This is a genomic window from Streptosporangium sp. NPDC006930 (genome assembly GCF_040635605.1).
Lineage (GTDB): Bacteria > Actinomycetota > Actinomycetes > Streptosporangiales > Streptosporangiaceae > Streptosporangium.
In genome coordinates, this window is the sequence record NZ_JBEYID010000041.1 from 22,592 (window position 1) to 40,995 (window position 18,404).

Genomic DNA, 18,404 nt, shown 5'->3' on the forward strand with positions numbered 1-18,404 from the left:
CCTACACCTTTCCGGCGAGGAGGGGCGCGTCGCGCCGGGCCGACGGGTCTCGCAGCGGGTTCAGCCTCTCCTCGCCGATCCTGGCCCGCAGTTCGGGATCGGTCACGCCGAGACCGGGCTCGGGGGCCATGCACAGCACGCCCACCTTGCCCAGGTGGGTGTTGGTCTGCACCAGCCGGGCGGCCTCGGCGACCTCCGTGAGCGGGTACGACGACGACAGGGTCGGCATCAGCTTGCCGAGTTCGAACAGCCGCAGGCACTCCCACATCTCCTGCATGTTGGCCGCGTGGCTGCCGACGATGCGCTTGAGGTTCATCCAGAGGTAGCGGTTGTCGAACTGGTGCTGGTAGCCCGTGCTGGAGCCGCAGGTGACGACCGTGCCGCCGCGGCGGGCCACGAACACCGAGATCCCGAACGTGGCCCGTCCGATGTAGTCGAAGACGATGTGCGGGTCCCCGCCCGCCCGCTCCCGGATGATCTTCCCCAGGCGCTTGCCCAGTTCGACCGTCCGCTCCGGGCTGCTGGGGGCGTCGCCGCCCATTCCGATCTCGCCGCGGTTGATGACGATGTCGCAGCCGAGCCGTTCCAGGGCCGCGGCCTTCGACGCGGAGCCGACCACCCCGACCGGGATGCCGCCGCCGTTCTTCACCATCTGCACGGCGTATCCGCCGAGCCCGCCGGTCGCGCCCCAGATGAGGACGATGTCGCCCTGCTTCATGTCCGCCCCCTGGCGGCTGACCAGCATGCGGTAGGCCGTACCCGCGCACAGCGTGATGCTGGCGGCCTCCTCCCAGGTGAGATGGGCGGGTTTGGGGATCAACTGGCTGGCACGCGCCACCGCGTAGTGGGCGAGCGCGCCGAAGTTCGTCTCGTAGCCCCAGGCGCGCTGCTCGGCGCCGAGCATGCCGTCGCCGTGCGTCGCCGGCTCCTGGTCGTCGGTCTGGATCGGGCTCACCACGACGCGGTCGCCTACCCGCCAGCGGCGCACCCCGACCCCGGTCCGCACGACCACCCCGGCGCAGTCGGAGCCCACGACGTGATACGGAAGGTCGTGCCTGGTCGCGAACCCGCCGGTGGCGCCGAACCGCTTCAGGAAATTGAACGTCGGCAGCGGCTCGAAGATCGACGACCAGACCGTGTTGAAGTTGATGGAGCTCGCCATCACCGCGATCAGGACCTCGTCGGGTGCGAGCTCGGGCATCGGCACCCGCCCGACGCGCATCGATTTGCGCACGTCCTTGTCCTCGATGCCGGTGAACATGTCGACGTCCTCGATCCGCAGGTGGGCGGCGAGGTAGTCCTCCGGTACCGGGGTCCGCGCCAGTTGGTCGGGGGACGCCCCACCGAGCACGGCCTCGGCCACCGGATCCGCGGTGAGGGCCGCCGGGGTCGTCCGGCGTGGGAAGGGCAGGTCGGGGGAAACGGCGTTCATCGGAATCCACCGGCTCCTTTCGGTGTGGTGGGTCTGCCTGCGGTGACGGCCCTCTGCGGGCGAGCCCGTCTTTGGCCCTGAAGTGGTCTTGCCGCGACGGTCACGGGACTCGGGGGAGAGATCGGAGGAGAGTTTCAGAGGGGGATGTTCCCGTGTCGGCCACGTTGGGCCGGGGCGGCGGCGAGGGCCTCGGCGATCCTGCGCCGGGTCTCCACCGGGTTGATCACCTCGTCGACGACGCCGAGGGAGAGCGCGCGGTTCACCCCTCCCGCCGTACGGACGTGCTCGTCGACGAGCCGCAGCCGCAGCGCCTCGCGTTCGTCGTCAGGGGCGGCGGCGAGCCGCTTGCGGTGCAACACGCCGACCGCGGCCTCCGCGCTCATCACCGCGACCTTCGCGTCCGGCCAGGCGAACACCGCGGTGGCGCCCAGGGACCGGGAGTTCATCGCGATGTACGCCCCGCCGTAGGACTGGCGGGTGACGAGCGTGACCCGCGGGACGACCGCCTCGGCGAAGGCGTGCAGGAGCTTGGCCCCGCGCCGGATCACCCCGCCCCACTCCTGCCCGACACCCGGCAGGTAGCCCGGCACGTCCACGACGACCACCAAGGGCACCCCGAACGCGTCACACATGCGAACGAACCTGGACGCCTTCTCCGCGCTCAGCGAGTCGAGGCAGCCGCCCTTGCGCAGCGGGTTGTTGGCGACCACGCCGACCGACCCCCCGGCCAGCCGGCCCAGGCCGACGACCACGTTCGCCGCCCAGCGGGGCTGCATCTCCACGAAGGGCACGCCGGGGTCGAGGATCTCGCGCAGCAGAGGGTGCACGTCGTAGGCCCGGCGAGGGTTGTCCGGCAGCAGTGCCCGAGGGTCCGCTCCCTCGTGCACCGCGGTGACGTCGAAGCCGGAACGGCGGGCGAGGAGGTCGACGGTCCGGCGCGCCTGCTCGTAGGCCTCGGCCTCGGAGGCGACCACCACGTGCGCCACACCGGACTTGCTGCCGTGCGCGACGGTTCCGCCCAGGGACTCCATGTCGATCTGCTCACCGGTGACGGCGCGCACCACGTCGGGTCCGGTCACGAACATCCGGCCGGCCTCCGCCATGATCACCACATCGGTGAGCGCGGGCCCGTACGCGGCGGCGCCCGCCGCCGGGCCGAGGACCACCGACACCTGGGGCACCCGGCCGGAAGCTCTGGTCATCGCGGCGAACATCCGGCCCACGCCGTCCATCGACTCGACGCCGTCGGCCAGCCTGGCGCCACCGGAGTGCCACAGGCCGATCACCGGTGCCCCCTCCAGCAGGGCCGTGTCGATGGCGTTCACGACCCTGGCGCTGCCCGCGGCGCCCATCGCGCCGCCCATGTCGGTGGCGTCGGTGCAGTAGGCGATCACGTCGATGCCCGAGACGCGGCCCCGCACGGCGGACACACCGCTCCCGTCCGCCTCGTGCAGCGGGATCAGGGAGTCCGGGTCGAGCAGCCGTGCCAGGCGGACGGCCGGTGCGCGCTGGTCGAGCTCGGGCTCTCGCTGGACGAGTTCCGGTCCCCGCTGAGTGCTCGGATAGCCGGCGGTCAGTGCCATAATCCATTCCCAAGAAAAGTCGACACGGTGAAGGGCGTTTTTCCTTGCACGTGGGGCACCCCCATCGAAATCAGGTACGGGCGCGATCGGCGGCCGGCGGCCAGGAGGTTTCGCAGTCACCGCCACAGGGGTTCGCAGTTTTTACCCGGCATGTGGAGGAAACGTTATATGTCGTCCAGGTGAGCACCAACCCTTATCGCACCCCTAACGGATTGTCCATCCGAATGGCCGTGCCGCGCCGGTCGCGCGGTGCCGGATCCTTCCGCGGGACCGGTCGGGGAGACCGAGCCCTCCGCGAGTGCACGTCAGCAGCCCCGGGTGGAGATGTCGGCACCTGTTCGCAGATCAGGAGCGTGCGGAGTTTTCGCCGATGACCGGTCCGGCGCGGACGCCGTGATCTGAACGGTCCCGCGCACCTCGTTAAGGGGCAGGTAGGGGTTGTCCCGCGCGGTGCCGCTGACAACCATGAACGGTGTCAACAAGAAACGGCGCCGGACGTGTGATCCAGTTCGCCGAGCCTCTGTGAAACACGTCCATCCCCTTCCGAAGGCAGGCGGCGGAAAGGCAGGGCGCGGGAGGGGCCGGCGCGGAACACGTTTCCGGGAATGCGGGTTCACGGTGAATTCGCATTCAACCGGGCGTGATTTCACGATGCGCGTTCCGATGGTGCGAGGAAAATCTTCGGTGACATCCGGAGAGACCGAGTGCGGTTTTTCTGCGTGTGGTCAGAGGCTTCGCGGGCCCGCGCGTGTTCCCCGGCAGATGGCAGGCTCCCAGAAAGGTTCCGGACATGGAGATCCACCAGCTTGAGGTGGACGGCTCGTTCCTGATCAGCCCCCAGATCTTCACGGATGACCGAGGGCTGTTCCTGGAGGTCTTCAACCAGCCCGCGTTCCACAAGGCCATCGGTCACCCGCTCTCGGTCGCCCAGGTCAACTGCTCGCTGTCCCGGCGCGGGACGATCCGCGGGTTGCACGCGACGGCCCTTCCCGGCCAGGCCCGCTACGTGACCTGCGCGCAGGGGGCCATCGTCGACATCCTCGTCGACATCCGGGTCGGCTCGCCCACGTACGGCAACCACGTCGCGGTCACGCTGAGCGCCGAGAACCGCCAGGCCCTCTACCTGGCGGAGGGCCTGGCGCACGGATTCGCCCCGCTGACCGAGCACGCCACGGTCGTCTACCTGTGCTCCAGCACCTGGTCACCCGAAGGCCAGATCCAGATCGACCCGCTGGACGAGGAACTGGCCCTGCCCTGGCCGCGGGGGCAGCGGCTGCTGCTGTCGGACAAGGACCGCGTGGCCCCCTCGCTGCGGGAGGCCGCCGAGTGCGGCATGTTGCCGACGTACGCCGACTGCAAGGCCAGGTACGCGGAACTCGACGGCCTCGGTGACCTCGACGAATACGCCTTCACCGGATGAAACCCCGCAAAGCCTGGAGCCAGCGATGATCCCACTGTTCAGCGTGTCGATGTCCGCCGACGCCCCGGCCGCGGTCGCCCAGATCCTGGGCAGCGGCAGGATCGGCCAGGGGGCCAAGGTCGAGGAGTTCGAGAGAGCCCTGGGTGCGGCCATCGGCAACCCCAGGGTGGCCACCCTCAACAGCGCCACGGCCGGCCTGCACCTGGCGCTGCGCCTGGTCGCCGGCGACGGCGGGCCCGGCGGCGACCCCGAGGGCGAGGTGCTGTCCACGCCGCTGACCATGGAGGCCACCAACTGGGCGATCCTGGCCAACCGGTTGCGCATCCGCTGGGTCGACGTCGATCCGGCCACCCTCAACGTCGACCTGGACGACCTCGCCCGCAAGATCTCGCCCAGGACGCGCGCCATCATGGTCGTGCACTTCGCCGGCTACCCGGTCGACCTCGACAGGCTGGAGGAGATCCTCGACGAGGCCGAGGCCAGGTTCGGGTTCCGGCCGGCGGTGATCGAGGACTCCGCGCACGCCTGGGGCGCCACCTACCGGGGCAGGCCGCTCGGCAACCACGGCAACATCTCCGTCTTCAGCTTCCAGGCCATCAAACACCTCACCTCGGGCGACGGCGGCGCGATCGTGCTGCCCACCGACGAGGCGCACGAGCGCGCCCGGCTGCTGCGCTGGTTCGGCATCGACCGCACCGCCGACCGGCTCCGCAACCCGCCCGACGTCCTGGAGTGGGGCTTCAAGTTCCACATGAACGACATCAACGCCTCGATCGGCCTGGCCAATCTCGCGGGCGTCGACCGGGTCCTGGCCAGGCACCGGGAGAACGCCGCCTTCTACGACAGTGAGCTCGCCGGGATCCCGGGACTGGAGCTGACCGAACGGGCGGGCGACCGGGAGTCCTCCTTCTGGATCTACCCGATGAAGGTCGAGGACCGCGAGTCGTTCATGAAGCGCATGGACGATGCCGGGATCATGGTCAGCAACGTGCACGAGCGCAACGACCTGCACACCTGCGTGCGTGAGTACTCGGCGCTGCTGCCCAACCTCGAACGCGTCGCCCCGCGCGTCGTGTGCGTCCCCGTCGGCTCGTGGGTCACCGACGAGCAGCGCGGCCACATCGTCGACACGATCAGGAAGGGGTGGTGACGCCCCCGTCACCCGGGCGGCCGGGTGCCCGTCCGCCCGGAGAGCCGGACGCGCGAGGGCACCGGACCCCCGGAAACCACCGGGAGCGGGAAGGCGCCCGTCGCGCCTCGGGCCCGGAGTCCGTTCCCGGCACGCCGATCCGGTGAGGGAGGTTCACATGTCCACAGCCCCCAGCGCCAAGGGAACCGTGCCGTTCGGTGAGCACCGGACCTGGTACCGGGTGACCGGCACGCCCAACTCGGGGCGGCCGACCGTGGTCGCCCTGCACGGAGGCCCCGGCAGCACCCACGACTACCTGGTCGGCATGGCGGTGCTCGCCGAGTCGGGATGGCCCGTCGTCCACTACGACCAGCTGGGCAACGGCGGCTCCACCCACCTGCCCGACGCGGGCACTGACTTCTGGACGCCGCAGCTCTTCCTCGACGAGCTGGACAACCTGCTGCGACGGCTGGGCGTGGACGGTGACTACGTGCTGTTCGGCCAGTCGTGGGGCGGCCTGCTCGCGGCGAAGCACGCCTCCGCCCGGCCGGCGGGCCTGCGCGGTCTGGTGGTCGCCAACGCCCCCGCCTCGTATCCGCTGTGGCTGAGCGAGATGCGGGTCCTGCGCGACAGGCTGCCGCCCGGCGTCGACGACACGCTGCGCGAGCACGAGGCCGCGGGCACGACGGACTCCAAGGAGTACTTCGACGCCATGATGGTCTTCTACAACAGGCATGTCTGCACGCTCCGGCCATGGCCGCGCGAGTTCGTCGCCACGTTCATGGAGATCTACAACGATCCCACCGTCTACTACGCGATGAACGGGCCCAGCGAGTTCCACGTGATCGGCTCGCTGCGGGACTGGGGGGTCGTCGACTGCCTGCCCGACATCGAGGTGCCCACGCTGGTGATCTCCGGGCGGCACGACGAGGCCACTCCCGCCACGGTCCGGCCGTACGCCGAGCTCGTCCCCGGCGCGCGCTGGGAGATCTTCGAGGACTCCAGCCACACTCCGCACCTGGAGGAGCCGGAGCGCTTCATCGCGGTCATGATCGAGTTTCTCAAGAGTTTGGAATAGCGATATGGAGACCGGCGCCAAGGCCGTCACGGCGATCGTCTTTCCCGGTATGGGCCCCACCAGGTTCGCCGACGTCGCCGGGTTCATGCTCGACAACCCCTCGGCGCGGCGGCTGGTCGCCCTCGCCGACGACGCGCTCGGCTACTCGCTGGTCGACCGCTTCCGCGACTCGGGAGACGACTACACGGAGGCGGCCCAGGTCGCGTTCATGGTGAACTGCCTCGCCCTGGCCGACTGGGCGGAGCGGGAGCTCGGCGTCGAGCCCGAGGTGTGCGCGGGACCCAGCTTCGGAGGCAAGGCCGCCGCGGCCTACTCGGGCGCGCTGTCCTTCGAGGACGCCGTGCGCGTGACCGCGGGGCTGGCCCGCGTCACCGAGGACTACTTCGGCCGCGAGCACACCGACGTCGTCACCCACTCCTTCGTCCGCGTCCCCGAGCCCGCGCTGAAGGAGGTGCTGGCGGAGCTGGACGCGGGGAACGAGTGGTACGACCTCTCCTGCCGCATCGACCACGACTTCCACATGCTGTCCCTGCGCGAGCGGCGGGTCGAGTGGCTGCAGGGGCGGGTGCGCTCCCTCGGGGGTCTCTCCCTCTACACCATGCGCCCCCCGATGCACTCGGCCGCGTTCGAGCCGCTGCGACGCAGGGCCGCGGAGGAGGTTCTCGACGGCCTGCGTTTCGCCGATCCGCGCCTGCCGGTCGTCGACGACCACGACGGGACCGTGCTGAGGACGGGGGAGGCGGTGCGGACGATGCTGCTGGACGGCTTCGTCCGAGCGCTGCGCTGGCCAGAGGTGGTGGCCACCCTTCGGGAGCTCGGCGTGGCCAGAGTCTGCGTCGCCGGGCAGGACAGCCTGTTCGGGCGGGTGCCCGTCACGACGAGGAACTTCACGGTGGTCCCGGTGAATCCCCGGGTGGCGACGATGCCGCAGCCGGTGCGGCGCTCAGGTGCGTGAGGGGGCCCGCGGATCCGCGGGGAGGTGTCCCGCGGGCACCCTCGGTCAGGTCACCGGTCAGGCGACGGGTCTGAACATCCCCGACAGCGCCTTCCAGAGCGTCCCCGGCGTCTCGAAGGTCTCCATGGTCAGCGCCTCGTCCCTGAACCTCACCCCGTACTCCTCCTCCAGCGTGGCCAGCAACTCGACGATGCCGAGCGAGTCCAGCCCGAAGTCGGACAGGCCGGTGTCCTCCCGGATCCTCTCGTCGGCGGGCAGAAAGGGGAGCTGCCTGCGCAGGGTTTCCTCGAAACGATCGTCCCACATGGCAATCGATTTCCCTTCTCAAGGAGAGTCGCGATGAGCGGGCGTGCGAAAAGGAGGGGCGGGGCCGTGGTTCGCGGAATTCGCCGTCGAAGTCGGTGCCCGCACCGGGCGACGCTGTGGAATCAGCCCTTCCGTTGTTGAATCTAGCGCGCGTGCGCTTCGATGTCCATCGAGCCGGCCGGAATTAATTTAATTGTCCCCGCGCTTTCCGTGAAGCGTATCCGAATAACTACGGATACTCGTCGAGATCTTAGGATGGAAATGAACGGAGAAAGCTCGCACGCCCTCTACGCGCGTTTCCTGCGCGGCCTGGAGGTGTCTCCGGGACGGGCGGCCTTCCGTGTCGACGGTGCCGTCGCCACCTACGCCGAGGTCCACCGTTCGGCGCTGCTGTGGGCCGGGGCGCTGCCACTCCTCACCCCCTCCCCGCTCGGGGCCGTCGGGGTGCTCGCCGCCAAGGGGGCCACCTCCTACACCGGCATCCTCGCCGGACTGTTCGCCGGGGCGACCGTCGTGCCGCTGCAGCCGGACTTCCCCGCGGCCCGCACCCGGCAGATGATCGAGGCCGCGGGGGTCTCCACGCTGATCGTCGACGGCCGTGGCAGGGCGCGAGCCGCCGAGCTGCGCGAGGCGGGGCTGGACGTCGAGGTTCTCGAACCGGCGATCACCTCCTTCGATCCGGAGTGCGCGCTCGCGCGTCCGCGTCCCGTCGCCCCCTCCGACGTCGCGTACGTGCTGTTCACCTCCGGCTCCACCGGGCGCCCCAAGGGGGTGCCGATCACCCACGGCAACACCGCTCACTACTTCGACCTCCTCGACGCGCGCTACGACTTCACCCCGGACGACGTCTTCTCGCAGACCTTCGACCTGACCTTCGACTGCGCGATGTTCGACCTGTTCTGCGCCTGGGGCGCCGGGGCCACGGCGGTCGCCGTACCGCCGCACGCCTACCGGGACCTGCCGGCCTTTTTGCGGCAGCAGGGCGTCACGGTGTGGTTCTCCACGCCGAGCGCCATCTCCATGGTCCGCAGGACGGGCCGCCTGGAGCCGGGCACGATGCCCGACCTGCGCTGGAGCTTCTTCGCCGGCGAGGCGCTGAAGTGCGCCGACGCCGCCGACTGGCAACGGGCGGCGGGCGCCTGCGCGCTGGAGAACCTCTACGGGCCGACCGAGCTCACCATCACCATCGCCGGTCATCGCTGGGACCAGGAGACCTCCCCGGCTCTGGGCGTGAACGGCATGTCGCCGATCGGAACCGTCAACGACGGGCACGACCACGTGCTCCTGGACGACGAGGGCCGGCCCGCCGAGGTCGAGGGCGAACTGTGGATCACCGGGCCGCAGACCACCCCCGGCTACCTCGACCCCGCCGACGACGACGGCCGGTTCGTCGAGCGCGACGGGCGCACCTGGTACAACACCGGCGACCGGATCCGCCGGGCGGCCAACGGCGAGCTGGTCTACCTGGGCAGGGCCGACGCGCAGGTGCAGGTGCAGGGCTGGCGGGTGGAGCTCGCCGAGATCGACCACGCCGTGTGCGGCTGCGAAGGGGTCGACGACGCGGTGACCGTGAGCAGCACCATCAACGGCGTCACCGAGCTCGTCGTGTTCTACACCGGGACGCCCTCGCGCCCGGCGGACCTCGCCGCCGGGCTCCGCCGGGTCCTGCCGCCGGGCATCGTCCCCCGCCACTACCGGCACATGGACGAGCTGCCGCTGAACCCCAATCGCAAGGTCGACCGTGCGGGCCTGCGCGACCGGGCCACCACCGTGCTCGCCGGTGCCGGCCGGTCTGTGTGACGGTTGCCGGAAACGGCGCGACCCATGGATACGGAATTTCACCCGTCAGGTCCTGCAGCGCCACACCCAATGGCGCCCAGGACAGCGAATGTGTTCTCCTGGAAGCCGCCTCGGAAAAGGGTGCCGAGCATGCGTGGATGATCTCGGAATCCTTTAGGGGGGCGTAGGGGTGTGGGGTCCGGGGAGTGCCGGGGTAACGTTTCCATGTATTTGTTCGGCTCCCACTTATTGAGTAAGTGGTGTGAGAGCCGGAGTGAATTCTTTTTTCATTCAGGAACGGGAGAGTCGCGTTGGAAGGCTTGGTACCCGGGACACCGCCACTGCGGTCGGATCTCCTGCACCACCTGCTGGACGACGCCGCGGCCGCGGGCCCGGCCGAACCCGCGGTCCGCGACTCGCGGGGCGCGTGGAGCTACCAGCGGGTCGTCGAACTCAGCCACGCCTTCGACGGCTGGCTGGCGGACCGGGGGGTGATCCCCGGCGACCGGGTGATCGTCCAACTCCCCAACCGGCGTGAGGTGGCCCCCATCGTCTACGGCGTCTCCAGACGCGGCGCCGTCCTCGTGCCGCTGAACCCCGGCATGAAGTCCTTCCACCTGGGATCGGTCCTGAAGGACTCCGAACCCGCGCTGGTCATCGGGACCGGGAGCTCCGGGGAGACCGTGCGGGAGACCGGCACCGAGGTGCCCGTACACGACATCGACGAGATCTGGGCCGAGGTGGAGGAGCGGGCCGGCCGGCCCGCCGAGCGCGAGCCCGTCAAGATCTTCCCGGAGGACGTGGCGATCCTCATCTACACCTCGGGCAGCACCGCCGCGCCCAAGGCCGTGGTCTGCCCGCACGCCCGGGTCACCTACGCCGCCTCCGCCATCAACGCGGTGCTCGGCTACCGGCGAGGCGACGTGGTCTTCTGCCGCCCGCCGATGTCCTTCGACTACGGCCTGTACCAGATCTTCCTGTCCGCCCTCGGTCACGCGGAGCTGGTGCTGGCCGGTGACGAGCCGGACCTGGTGCTGCTGCGGCAGATCCGCGAGTGCGGAGCCACGATCGTCCCGGTCGTCCCCTCCCTGGGCGGGATGATCGCGACCCTGGCCAGGCGCGCCCCCGGCTCCGCGCCCACCGTGCGGATGTTCACCAACACCGGGGCGGCGCTGCCGACCGCGACCATCGACAGCCTGCACGAGTCGTTTCCCGGCGCGCGGGTGGTCCGGATGTACGGCATCACCGAGTGCAAGCGCGTCACCATCATGGAACCGGAGCTCGACACCGAGCGTCCCGGCGCGTCCGGCAGGCCGCTACCGGGCACCCGGGTGCTCATCCTGGACGGCGAGGGCCGCCCGGTGCCCCCGGGGGAGGTCGGGGAGATCGTCGTGGCCGGGCCGAACGTGATGGCCGGCTACTGGCGCGACCCCGTCCTGACCGCGCGCGCCTACCGCCCCGACCCCGACACCGGCGAGGTGCGCCTGCACACCGGCGACTACGGACGGCTCGACGAGGACGGCTACCTCTACTTCCAGGGGCGACGAGACGACATGTTCAAACGCAAGGGCACCCGGATGAGCACGGTGGAGATCGAGGCCGCCGCGATGGACATCCCCGGCGTCACGGCGGCGGTCGCGCTGCCCCCCGACGAGCACCGCGACCTCGTCGTGTTCGTGGAGGGTGACCTGCCCTCCCACGTGGTGCTGCGCGAGCTGGCCAGGCGGCTGGAACCGCCGAAGGTGCCCGCCGCCTGCCACGTGCTCGACAGGTTCCCCCTCACCCTCAACGGCAAGAACGAGCGCAAGCGGCTGGCGTCGCTGCTGGAGGAGAGCGCGCGATGACGCGGAACGCGGACCTCGTCGCCAGGTACGGCTCCCCGCTGTACGTCTACGACCTCGACCGTGTCACGGCCGCCCGTGACTCCCTGCTGTCCTCGCTTCCCGAGGGCTTCGAACTCTTCTTCTCCTTCAAGGCCAACCCGCACCCGCAGATCGCGCGGGCGCTGCGCGGGGACGGTGAGCGCGGCTGCCTGGCCGAGATCAGCTCGACCGGAGAGCTGACCGCCGCGCTGGAGGCCGGTTTCACCGGCCCCGAGATGCTCTACACCGGGCCGGGCAAGACCCACGAGGAGCTGGAGGTCGCGATCGGCGCCGGGGTCACCTCGTTCTCCGTGGAGTCGCCGAGCGACCTGCGGCACGTGGGAGAGGTCGCGACCGGGCACGGCGTGGTCGCCGACTGCCTGCTGCGCGTCAACAGCGCCACCTCAAGCGCCGCCACCAGCATCAGGATGACCGGCACGCCGTCGCAGTTCGGCATCGACAGCGAGACGCTGCCGGAGCTGATGCCCGAGCTGCGCGCGGTGCCCGGCACCCGGCTGTTCGGGGCCCACCTGTTCTCACTGAGCAACGCCAAGGACGAGGAGAGCCTCGTCGGCGAGTTTCGCCACACCATCTCCGTCGCCGCGCGACTCCGGCGGGAGGTGGGCCTGCCCGTCCACCTCCTGGACATCGGCGGGGGATTCGCCGCCCCGTACCTCTCGCCGGGAGAGCGGCCCGCCTACCCCAACCTCCGCGCGGAGCTGGAAGGAATCCTCGACGAGGAGTTCCCCGACTGGCGCCGCGGCGTCCCTCGGATCGCCTGCGAGTCAGGCCGTCACCTGGTCGGCGACTGCGGGGAGCTGCTGTGCACCGTGGTCAACATCAAGGAGAGCCGGGGCCGCAAGTTCGTCATCCTCGACGCGGGCATCAACACCCTCGGCGGCATGTCAGGACTGGGCCGGCTGTTGCCGGTGTCGGTGCGGCTGGAGGAGACCGACCCCGCCGAGCGGGAGGTCGCGACCCTGGCGGGGCCGTTGTGCACGCCGGGCGACGTGCTCGGCAAGAACGTGCCGCTACCGGTGCTCAAGGTCGGCGACGTGGTAAGCATCCCCAACGCCGGCGCGTACGGGATGACCGCGAGCCTGCTGATGTTCCTCGGGCGCCCCGCGCCCACCGAGGTCGTCGTACGCGGCGGCGAGGTCGTGTCCGCCTCGCGCGTCGAGTTCACCAGGAAATACGACTGAGATCCCACCGGCCCCGACCTCAGTGGCCCGAGCCCCTGCCGGGCCCTGACCTCGGCGGCACGAGCCCCGGCAGGGCGGAGCGGCGGGGCCGTCCGGCGCGGACCCGCGGTGGTCTCCGCCGACTTCGAAGACCTATACGGCTTTTCACACGACGTGGAGTGGACCGATGAGCGAGTCCGAGCAGTTCGTTTCCAGCACCTCCGACGTGGCGGGCGGCAGGCAGGGAGAACCTTCGGCGTTCGCGTCATCCCTCGCGGACCTGCCCGTCGAGCGGCGGCTCGGCTTCCTGGTCGGGCTCGTGCACGACCTGACCGTCGAGATCCTGGGGAACATGCTCCCGTACGCGCCGGAGGAGGTGAACCCCGACCAGGCGTTCAGGGAGATGGGCTTCGACTCGCTCGCCGCCGTCGAACTGCACGACCGGCTGGCCGAGAGGATCGGCGCGGAGCTGCCGATGACGATCGCCTTCGACCACCCCACCCCGGCGGCCGTCGCCGCCTACCTGTTCACCGAGGTCCTCGACCTGGCAGGGGAGAGGGTCTCCGAGGTCCGCGCGGCCGCCGGTTCCGACGAGCCGATCGCGATCGTCGGCATCGGCTGCCGCTACCCGGGCGGCGTCGCCACTCCCGAGGAGCTGTGGCGGCTCGTCGCCGAGGGGCGCGAGACGGTCACCGGGTTTCCCACGGACCGTGGGTGGGATCTGGGCCGGCTGTTCGACGACGATCCGGCGAAGTCCAACACCAGCTACGCGCGCGTGGGGCACTTCCTGCACGACGCCGCGGAGTTCGACCCCGACTTCTTCGGGATCAACCCGCGCGAGGCCGAGGCGATGGACCCGCAGCAGCGCCTCCTCCTGGAGACCGCCTGGGAGGCCTTCGAACGAGCCGGTATCGACCCGCGTTCGCTGAAGGGCAGCCAGACCGGCGTGTTCATCGGCGCGGAGCCGCAGGACTACGGACCCCGCCTGGACAAGGCGCCCAGGGAGATCGAGGGATACCTCGTCACCGGCAACGCCACCAGCGTGGTGTCCGGCCGGATCGCCTACGCCCTCGGCCTGGAGGGTCCGACCCTCACCGTCGACACCGCCTGTTCCGCCTCCCTGGTCGCGATCCACCTCGCCTGCCAGTCGCTGCGGACCGGCGAGACCTCGCTCGCCCTCGCCGGCGGCGTGACCGTGATGTCCACCCCCGGTACCTACACCGCGTTCAGCCGGCAGGGCGTGATCGCCGCCGACGGCCGCTGCAAGGCGTTCTCCGCCTCCGCCAACGGCACCGGCTTCTCCGAGGGTGTCGGCGTCATCGTGGTCGAACGGCTCTCGGACGCGGTGCGCGCCGGGCACCCGGTGCTGGCGGTCATCCGTGGCTCGGCGATCAACCAGGACGGTGCCAGCAGCGGGCTGACCGCGCCGAACGGCCCCTCGCAGGAGCGGGTCATCCGCCAGGCGATGGCGAACGCCGGACTGTCCAGCGGGGACGTCGACGTGGTCGAGGCGCACGGCACCGGCACCAAGCTGGGTGACCCGATCGAGGCGCACGCCCTGCTGGCGACGTACGGGCGCGACCGTGGCGACGCCCGGCCGCTCAAACTGGGCTCGATCAAGTCGAACATCGGCCACACCCAGGCGGCCGCCGGCTCGGCCGGTGTGATCAAGATGGTGATGGCGATGCGGCACCGCGTGCTGCCCCGCACCCTGCACGTCGACGAGCCCTCCCCGTACGTCAACTGGTCCGTCGGCGCCGTCGAACTGCTGACCGAGGACCTGCCCTGGGACAAGTCCGGCGCCCCGCGCCGGGCCGCGGTGTCCTCCTTCGGCGTCAGCGGCACCAACGCCCACGTGATCCTGGAGGAGTCCCCGGCCGCCGAGCGCGTCCCGGACGACGTGGGCGGCGAGGGCGGCGAGGGCGGCGAGGGCGCAGCGCCGGCCGCCGTCGCGAAGGAGCGGACCGAGCCCGCCGCGGTGCCGGTGGCGCTGTCGGCCAGGGGAGAGAAGGCGCTGCGCGACCAGGCCGCGCGCCTCGCCGCCCACGTGGAGGCCCACGAGGACCTGGGACTGGTCGATCTCGGACACTCCCTGCTGACCACACGGTCGGCGTGGGACCACCGCGCCGTGGTCGTCGCCGGGGACAGGCAGGAACTGCTCGCCGCCCTCGCCGCCCTCGCCGAGGGCGAGTCGGCCCCCGGCGTGGTCGAGGGCGTCGCCTCCGCCGGGGAAGGCCCGATCTTCGTCTTCCCCGGTCAGGGGTCCCAGTGGGCGGGAATGGCCGTCGAGTTGCTCGACTCCTTCCCCGTCTTCGCGCGGAGCATGGAGGAATGCGCGGCGGAGATCGAGACCCACGTGGACTGGAGACTGCTCGACGTGCTGCGCGGCGCACCGGACGCGCCCTCCCTGGACCGGCTGGACGTGGTCCAGCCGGTGCTGTTCGCGGTGATGGTCTCGCTCGCCGCGCTCTGGGAGTCCTACGGGGTCAGGCCGGCCGCCGTCGTCGGTCACTCGCAGGGCGAGGTGGCCGCCGCGTATGTGGCCGGAGGATTGTCGCTGGCCGACGCGGTACGCGTGATCGTGCTGCGCAGCCGGCTGTTCACCGAGACCCTGCTGGGCAAGGGCGGGGTCGCCGCGGTCGCGCTGCCCGCCGACGAGGTCGAGCGGCGGCTCGCCCGCTGGCACGGCAAGCTGTCCGTCGGCGGCAAGAACGGCCCCCGCTCCTCGACCGTGGTCGGCGACGCCGGCGCCCTGGCCGAGCTGGTCGCCGGATGCGAGGCCGAGGGCGTGCGCGCCCGCCGCGTGCCTGCCTCCTCGGTCGCCTCACACTGCGCCCAGGTCGATCCGCTGCGCGAGCGGCTGCTGGAACTGCTCGCCCCGGTCTCCCCGAAGACCGGCCACACCCCGTTCTACTCGACGGTGACCGGCGGCCTGCTCGACACCGCCGAGCTGACCGCCGAATACTGGTTCGGCAACGCCCGCTACCCGGTGGAGTTCCACCAGGTGGTCCGGATGCTGCTGGCCGAGGGACACCGCGTGTTCCTGGAGTCGAGCCCGCACCCGGTGCTCGTGATGAGCGTCCAGGACACGATCGACGAGGCCGGCGTCGACGCCTCCGCCTTCGGCTCCCTGCGCCGCGACGAGGGCGGCCCGCGCCGTTTCCTCGCCTCGGCGGCCGAGGCCCACGTCCGCGGCCTGAGCGTCGACTGGGAGCAGGCGTTCGCCCCGTACGGCCCGCGGCGGGTCGACCTGCCCACCTACGCCTTCCAGCACCGAAGCTTCTGGCTGGACGCCGACGTGTCCGGAGGCGACGTCACCTCGGCGGGGCTGGTCGCCGCCGAGCACCCGCTGCTGGGCGCGGCCGTGATGCTCGCCGACTCCGACGGGGTGCTGTTCGCCGGCCGCCTCTCGCTGCAGACCCACCCCTGGCTCGCCGACCACGCGGCCTCGGGCACCGTGCTGCTGCCGGGTACGGCGTTCGTGGAGCTGGCGGTGCGTGCCGGTGACCAGGTGGGATGCGGGGTGGTGGACGAGTTGGCCCTGGAGGCGCCGCTGCCGCTGGGGGACGACGGCGTGCAGGTACAGGTGTCGGTAGGTGCGCCCGACGGGTCCGGTCGCCGTCCGGTCGCCGTCCACTCGCGCTCGGAGAGCGCCCCGCTCGACGCCCCGTGGACCCGTCACGCGACCGGTTTCGTGACCCCTGCCGGATCTCCGGAGGTGTTCGATCTCGTCGAGTGGCCTCCGGCGAATGCGACGCCGGTGGAGGTGGACGGCCTGTACGAGCGGCTGGCGGGCCAGGGTTACGGCTACGGCCCGGTGTTCCAGGGGGTGCGGGCGGCCTGGCGGCGCGGTGAGGAGATCTTCGCGGAGGTGGACCTGCCCCAGGGCGTGGCCGCCGACGCCGGGAGGTTCGGCCTGCACCCGGCGCTGCTGGACGCCGCCCTGCACGCCGAATCGCTGCTGGAGGGCGAGCAGGAGACCGCAGGGCGCGGCGTGAGCCTGCCGTTCGCCTGGAGCGGGGTCTCCCTTTATGCCACCGGCGCCTCCGCCGTGCGGGTGCGGCTGTGGTCGGAGGGTCCGGACACCGTGTCACTGCGGCTGGCCGACACCTCAGGGGCCGCCGTCGCGTCCGTACGCTCGCTGGTCTCGCGCCCCGTCTCCGCAGAGTCGCTCTCCGCGGCCACCACCTCGCGTCACGACTCCCTGTTCCGCCTCGACTGGGCGGTGCTGCCGGTGGTGGAGACGCCGGGGGCGAGCGGGGCCGCCCTGCTCGGCCCCGACACGCACGGCCTGCGGTCGGCGGGCGTGGTGGGCGGGGAGTTCGCCGACCTGGGGTCGCTCGCGGGTGCGGACGCGGTTCCCGACCTGGTGTTCACCTCCTTCTCGGGAGCCGGGGCCGACGCGGATGTGGCGGGCGAGGCACGACAGGCCACGCGCCGGGCTCTGGGGCTGGTGCGGGAGTGGCTGGCCGAGGAGCGGTTCGGGTCGGCGCTGCTGGTGGTGGTGACCCGGGGCGCCGTCGCGACCGGGCCCGGTGAGGATGTGCGCGACCTGGCGAACGCGCCGGTGTGGGGCCTGCTGCGGTCGGCGCAGTCGGAGAACCCGGATCGCATCGTGCTGGTGGACCTCGACGAGCACGACGTGCCGGGCGCGGCCCTGCTCGCGGCCGCGGGCTCCGGCGAGCCGCAGCTGGCCGTACGGTCCGGCACGGTGCTCGTCCCCCGCCTGGCGCGGGCGGCGGGCGGGGACGGGCTCGCGGTGCCGGCGGGGGTGGCCGAGTGGCGGCTGGACGCGCCGGTCAAGGGGAGCCTGTCGGACCTGGCGCTGGTCCCGGCACCCGAGGCGGCGAGGGCACTGGAGGCCGGTGAGGTGCGGGTCTCCATCCGCGCGGCCGGGCTCAACTTCCGGGACCTGGTCGTCACCCTGGGCATGGTGCCCGAGAACGACGAGCCCATCGGCGGAGAGATCGCCGGCGTGGTGCTGGAGGTCGGTGCCGGGGTGGACGACCTGGCGCCCGGTGACCGGGTCTTCGGTCTGCTGGACGGCGCGTTCGGCCCGGTGGGGGTGACCGACCGGCGGCTGCTCGCGCCGATTCCCCAGGGCTGGACCTTCGAGCGGGCCGCGTCCGTCCCGGTGGTCTACCTCACCGCCTACTACGGGCTCGTCCAGCTCGGCGGCCTGAGCTCAGGGGAGTCGGTGCTGGTGCACGCGGGTGCCGGTGGGGTGGGTATGGCGGCGGTGCAGCTGGCGCGGTATCTGGGGGCGGAGGTGTTCGCGACGGCGAGTCCTGCCAAGTGGGGGGTGTTGCGGTCGTTGGGGCTGGATGAGGAGCACATCTCCTCGTCGCGGGATCTGGACTTCGAGGAGCGTTTCCTGGGGGTGACGGGTGGTCGCGGGGTGGATGTGGTGCTGAACTCGCTGGCGCGTGAGTTCGTGGACGCCTCCTTGCGTCTGCTGCCCCGAGGCGGCCGGTTCCTGGAGATCGGCAAGACCGACCTGCGCGCCCCCGAGGAGATCGCCACCACGTGTCCCGGAGTCGACTACATCCCGTACTCGCTGATGGAGGCGGGGTTCGACCGCCTGCGCGACATGTTGGCGGAGGTGCTTGGGCTGTTCGGGCGGGGGGTGTTGCGGCCGTTGCCGGTGCGGTCGTGGGATGTGCGGCGGGCGCCGGAGGC

General features: G+C 71.3%; 11 protein-coding genes. 8 read left to right on the top strand and 3 right to left on the bottom strand.

The genetic code is table 11. The features are described from left to right. Position 1 precedes the first annotated feature (1 nt). Both ccrA and ABZ664_RS38395 read right to left on the bottom strand, forming a co-directional pair. Positions 2-1,432: a crotonyl-CoA carboxylase/reductase gene (ccrA, locus tag ABZ664_RS38390; protein WP_362521994.1), complete on the bottom strand. Its 1,431-nt coding sequence runs from the start codon at positions 1,430-1,432 to the stop codon at positions 2-4. A 134-nt stretch (positions 1,433-1,566) separates the two neighbouring features. Then, positions 1,567-3,015, bottom strand: coding sequence for a carboxyl transferase domain-containing protein (locus ABZ664_RS38395; RefSeq protein ID WP_362521997.1), 1,449 nt, complete (start codon positions 3,013-3,015; stop codon positions 1,567-1,569). Positions 3,016-3,805: 790 nt separating this feature from the next. Here ABZ664_RS38395 and rfbC point away from each other — a divergent pair. The 4 genes from rfbC (at position 3,806) to ABZ664_RS38415 (ending at position 7,597) form a co-directional block, all read left to right on the top strand. Continuing rightward, complete coding sequence (rfbC, locus tag ABZ664_RS38400) at positions 3,806-4,435, top strand: dTDP-4-dehydrorhamnose 3,5-epimerase (protein ID WP_362522000.1); 630 nt, start codon at positions 3,806-3,808, stop codon at positions 4,433-4,435. Between the two features lie 25 nt (positions 4,436-4,460). Next, complete coding sequence (locus tag ABZ664_RS38405) at positions 4,461-5,585, top strand: DegT/DnrJ/EryC1/StrS family aminotransferase (RefSeq protein WP_362522002.1); 1,125 nt, start codon at positions 4,461-4,463, stop codon at positions 5,583-5,585. Between the two features lie 157 nt (positions 5,586-5,742). Further along, entirely contained in the window at positions 5,743-6,642 is a 900-nt protein-coding gene (locus tag ABZ664_RS38410) for a proline iminopeptidase-family hydrolase (RefSeq protein WP_362522004.1), read from the top strand. Positions 6,643-6,646: 4 nt separating this feature from the next. Then, positions 6,647-7,597 (top strand): ACP S-malonyltransferase, encoded by a 951-nt coding sequence (locus tag ABZ664_RS38415; RefSeq protein ID WP_362522006.1) that lies wholly within the window; start codon positions 6,647-6,649, stop codon positions 7,595-7,597. A gap of 57 nt (positions 7,598-7,654) precedes the next feature. Here the strand turns inward: ABZ664_RS38415 and ABZ664_RS38420 are convergent, their stop codons facing one another. Further along, positions 7,655-7,903: an acyl carrier protein gene (locus ABZ664_RS38420; RefSeq protein ID WP_362522008.1), complete on the bottom strand. Its 249-nt coding sequence runs from the start codon at positions 7,901-7,903 to the stop codon at positions 7,655-7,657. A gap of 261 nt (positions 7,904-8,164) precedes the next feature. Here ABZ664_RS38420 and ABZ664_RS38425 point away from each other — a divergent pair, with 261 nt between their 5' ends. The 4 genes from ABZ664_RS38425 to ABZ664_RS38440 form a co-directional block, all read left to right on the top strand. Further along, positions 8,165-9,703: an AMP-binding protein gene (locus ABZ664_RS38425; RefSeq protein WP_362522011.1), complete on the top strand. Its 1,539-nt coding sequence runs from the start codon at positions 8,165-8,167 to the stop codon at positions 9,701-9,703. 290 nt (positions 9,704-9,993) lie between these two features. Continuing rightward, positions 9,994-11,526 carry an AMP-binding protein gene (locus ABZ664_RS38430; RefSeq protein WP_362522013.1) on the top strand — a complete coding sequence of 511 codons (1,533 nt, stop codon included), beginning with the start codon at positions 9,994-9,996 and terminating at the stop codon, positions 11,524-11,526. Beyond that, positions 11,523-12,746 (top strand): type III PLP-dependent enzyme, encoded by a 1,224-nt coding sequence (locus ABZ664_RS38435; RefSeq protein ID WP_362522015.1) that lies wholly within the window; start codon positions 11,523-11,525, stop codon positions 12,744-12,746. The genes ABZ664_RS38430 and ABZ664_RS38435 overlap by 4 nt, the downstream gene beginning before the upstream one ends. Positions 12,747-12,912: 166 nt before the next feature. Further along, positions 12,913-18,404 (top strand): beta-ketoacyl synthase N-terminal-like domain-containing protein (locus ABZ664_RS38440; protein WP_362522018.1); only part of this gene is annotated, 5,492 nt, incomplete at its 3' end.

Excerpts from the sequence above, each read along its gene's own strand:
- ccrA (WP_362521994.1), bottom strand. The coding sequence starts at position 1,432 with ATGAACGCCGTTTCCCCCGACCTGCCCTTCCCACGCCGGACGACCCCG.
- ABZ664_RS38395 (WP_362521997.1), bottom strand. The coding sequence starts at position 3,015 with ATGGCACTGACCGCCGGCTATCCGAGCACTCAGCGGGGACCGGAACTC.
- rfbC (WP_362522000.1), top strand. The coding sequence starts at position 3,806 with ATGGAGATCCACCAGCTTGAGGTGGACGGCTCGTTCCTGATCAGCCCC.
- ABZ664_RS38405 (WP_362522002.1), top strand. The coding sequence starts at position 4,461 with ATGATCCCACTGTTCAGCGTGTCGATGTCCGCCGACGCCCCGGCCGCG.
- ABZ664_RS38410 (WP_362522004.1), top strand. The coding sequence starts at position 5,743 with ATGTCCACAGCCCCCAGCGCCAAGGGAACCGTGCCGTTCGGTGAGCAC.
- ABZ664_RS38415 (WP_362522006.1), top strand. The coding sequence starts at position 6,647 with ATGGAGACCGGCGCCAAGGCCGTCACGGCGATCGTCTTTCCCGGTATG.
- ABZ664_RS38420 (WP_362522008.1), bottom strand. The coding sequence starts at position 7,903 with ATGTGGGACGATCGTTTCGAGGAAACCCTGCGCAGGCAGCTCCCCTTT.
- ABZ664_RS38425 (WP_362522011.1), top strand. The coding sequence starts at position 8,165 with ATGAACGGAGAAAGCTCGCACGCCCTCTACGCGCGTTTCCTGCGCGGC.
- ABZ664_RS38435 (WP_362522015.1), top strand. The coding sequence starts at position 11,523 with ATGACGCGGAACGCGGACCTCGTCGCCAGGTACGGCTCCCCGCTGTAC.